The following is a 3,427-nucleotide window of genomic DNA, read 5'->3' as shown; positions in this document are numbered from 1 at the left end:
ACGCCACCACCACCGCCACCACCCCACCCTTGGACGTCCTCGAAGCCCGCACCCACCTCGTCGACAGCTACTGACCAGGTCTCAGTCCAGGGTGAACTCGCGCACGCCGTCAGTGAGTTCGCCGGCCACGCGCGACAGTCCCTCGACGGCGATACGCACCTCGCCCACCTGGCCGGACGTTCCCTGCACGGTCCGGGCCACCACCGACATGCTCTCCGCGATGTCGGTCGTCCCACCGGCCGCACGGACCAGGTTCCGCTCGATCTCGGTGGTCGTGACGCTCTGCTGCTCTACGATCGCGGCGATCGACGCCTGCCGCTCGTCGACCTCCGCGATCGCCGCCGTAATGCGTGCGACCGCTTCGCGCACCTCCTCGGCGTCGGTCGTGACACCCGTGAGGACCGGTGCGATCGCCTCGATCGCCGCCGCCGTCTGCCGTGCGAGGTCCTTGACCTCACCTGCGACGACCGCGAAGCCCTTTCCTGCCTCACCCGCCCGTGCCGCCTCTATGGTGGCGTTGAGCGCGAGGAGGTTTGTCTGCTCGGCGATCGCCGTGATGGAACGCAGCACGATACCGATCTCGGCCGAGGATCCCCCGAGGCGTTGCGCGGACAGCCCGGCGTCGTTCGTCAGGCTGACGGCACGAGCTGCCTGGGTCGACGCCGAGTGGATGTCCCCGCTCACCGACTCGATCGAGGTGCGCATCTCGGTCATCGCGGCGGTCACCGACTGCACCTCTGAAGAGACGACGCTCGCCGACTCCGCCCCCTGAGAAGCCCTCAGGTCGGCCTGACCCGCGACCTGCTCGAGCGTGACGCTCGACGCGTCGAGCCCCGCTGCCGTGCTGTGCAGCACGTCAGCACTACGTTGCATGCGCTGGACCGCTCCACGCATGCCCTGGACAGCTTCTCGCAGAGCCTGCCCCATGGCACCGATCTCGTCGTCGCCCTCTGCGACGACCTCGACGGACAGGTCCCGGTCGGCCACCCGTCGCAGGGCTGCGGTGAGCCTCCCGATGCGGGCGACGATCCGCCCCGAGGACCACACGATCACTCCGGTGATCGCCGCCGCAATCAGCACACCCGCGCCCAGCAGGTTGCGCAGCAGTGCGGCCGACCCGGCGTCAAGGCGGTCGGCGACGGTGTTGAGGTCCGCGTCCATCCCCCACGCCGCGATGGTCCAGCCCCACGGCGCGAAGCTCGTGAACTGCACCGACGCGCCACCGCCGAGACCAAGATCGACATGCCGTCGATCCGTCGCCCCGTCTGAGAGCTCGGCAGCAGCATCAAGGAGGGCCTGAGAGTAGACGACACCCCCTGCGTCGACCGCGACGAGGGCGTCTGAGCCCGCGGTCGCACCGGGGGGCGCGACCACGTACCGACCGGCGGCGTCCATGACCGTCACGAACCCCGACTCACCGACGACGATCTGCTCCAGAGCCGCACGCAGCGGCGCGTCGACACCGGCCTGCGGCACACCGACGAACAGGGCGCCGACGACGTCGCCGTCGAGCAGGATGGGCGAGTACGCCGTCACGTACGTCTCACCGACGACCTGGGCAGTGCCGAAGAACGGTGTGCCCGAGAGCAGCGCACCCACCACGGCGTTCGTCGAGCCGTCGGGGGCGACTGCACCGATGTACGTTCCGATGGCCCGCCCTCCGTCTTGGTGGGGCACGGTCGTGGCGACTCGAAGCATGTCGCCCTCCGGGTTCATGCGCTGGAAGACGGTGACGGCGACTCCGAGCAGGTCGGCGATCTCGTCGACGACCGGGGTGGCGACCGACTGGTCCCGGTTCTGGCCGAGCCACTGCCCGCCGACGGTCAGCCTCGGCAGCTCGACCTCCACCGCCGCACCAGAGACCTGGTGGCTCGCGGTCCACGCCACGGCACCGTCGAAGTCAAGCTCGCCGGCTTCACGGAGTACCTGCTCGGCGACGGCGAGGTCGCCCTCGAGCCCCGCCGTCACCGTGGTGACCTGGGTGGCGACGAGCGTCCTGGCCTGCTCAACCGTGGTGACCAAGGAGGCACTCGTCAGTTCCTGCACGTCGCTGGTCGCAGCCGCCGCAAGGCGTTGGCTCTGCCAGCCCCCGACAGCAGTGAGCAGCACCGCCGTCAGGACGACCGAACCGACCCCCACCAGAGCCAGCTGAGCACGCAACCCCCTGGACCGTCGGCGCCAGCGCCCGGTGGAGATGGCCTCGGTGGCGGCGCCGGACTGGTGGTGGGATCGGGCCAAGGATGACACAGGAGGCTCCTCAAGCATGATCGTGCGGAGTCCACCTCGTGGAAGTCCAGGACCGGTCAGCGGACGGATACCTACCTCATCGGCATGTCCGGCATCTGGATGATCTTTTCCGTGCGCGCCGAAGAGCGGCGCTCCGTCTGCGCGACGGGCGCACGGAGCAACCCCGACGACCTGTCCACAGGGCGCTCGGACTGGCTGCGCGCGACAGGGGCGCGTTGCTAGGGTCCCCGCATGCGAGCGGGGGGCTTTGTGGTGATTCGTGGTGCTTGCCGGGCGACGGGTGCCGCGGTGGCGGTGGCGGTGCTGCTGGCCGGATGCGCCCAGGAGCCGCGACCACAACCGACCTCCGCCACCCTCGACCCCCTCCCCACCCCCTCGCCGACACCCACCGTCGAACCGGTGACCAAGCCCGAGCGACCCGCCGAGATGGACCGCACCGACGAGGTCGGTGCGGCCGCGGCAGCCGAGTACTTCATGTCCCTCTACCCCTACGTGCTGCAGACCGGCGACCTCACCGAGTGGGACGCGATGACCGCCGCCACCTGCGGGTTCTGCGAGGGCACCCGTGACGCGGCGGGGAACGTCGTGGGGGCAGGCGGGACGCTCGAGGGCGGGACGATCAAGGTCTCGGTCATGCAGACCACCTGGGAACCCGCCTTCGACCTCTTCTCGGTTCGCACCGAGGTGGCGGAGGACATAGCCGTCGAGAAGGATGCTGACGGCATGGAGGTGAGCCGGGCCCCGGCATCCACCTCCATGGCAGAGATCCACGTCGCTCACGTCGACGACCGAGGGTGGATCCTGGTCGAAGTCATTGCTCTGGACGAGGGCGAGTGATGGGTCCTCCTCAGACCGGAGGTAGTCGCCCGATCCGCCGGCTGGCGCACTCCTTCGGGACGGCAACATGCACGATCGCCGTACTGGTAGCGACGTCGTCCGCGGTGGGCGCGGCTTCTCCCGCTCCACCGCCAGAAGCGCCGCACAGCTGGCGGGGAGTCGCGGTCGGAGACGCCGTGATGGTCTCGGGCGATCGCACCTCCGAATCGGCGGCTCCTACCCGTGATCGACAGGCGAACACCTTGTACATGCGCCGAGCCGATACCTTCTGCGGGACGAATGACACCGCTCCGACCACGACGTGGTGTGTGGAGGGGGTGGACTCGGGGCCGGTGATCCGGTT

2 protein-coding genes are annotated in these 3,427 nt (G+C 69.6%); one reads left to right on the top strand and one right to left on the bottom strand.

Annotated elements, in window-relative coordinates; all coding sequences use genetic code 11:
* Positions 1-81 precede the first annotated feature (81 nt).
* Positions 82-2,247, bottom strand: coding sequence for a methyl-accepting chemotaxis protein (locus tag M1R94_RS20165; protein ID WP_249383521.1), 2,166 nt, complete (start codon positions 2,245-2,247; stop codon positions 82-84).
* 231 nt (positions 2,248-2,478) lie between these two features.
* On the opposite strand from M1R94_RS20165, the gene M1R94_RS20160 reads away from it, so the two are divergent.
* On the top strand, positions 2,479-3,084 hold the full coding sequence (locus tag M1R94_RS20160) for a DUF6318 family protein (RefSeq protein WP_249383520.1): 606 nt from the start codon (positions 2,479-2,481) through the stop codon (positions 3,082-3,084).
* Positions 3,085-3,427 lie beyond the last annotated feature (343 nt).

It is taken from the genome of Actinotalea alkalitolerans (genome assembly GCF_023369855.1).
Lineage (GTDB): Bacteria > Actinomycetota > Actinomycetes > Actinomycetales > Cellulomonadaceae > Actinotalea.
The sequence above is the reverse complement of the archived record's forward strand: the minus strand, read 5'-3'. Positions and strand labels throughout refer to the sequence as shown.

Coding starts and splice junctions, on each gene's coding strand:
- M1R94_RS20160 (WP_249383520.1), top strand. CDS start 2,479: ATGCGAGCGGGGGGCTTTGTGGTGATTCGTGGTGCTTGCCGGGCGACG.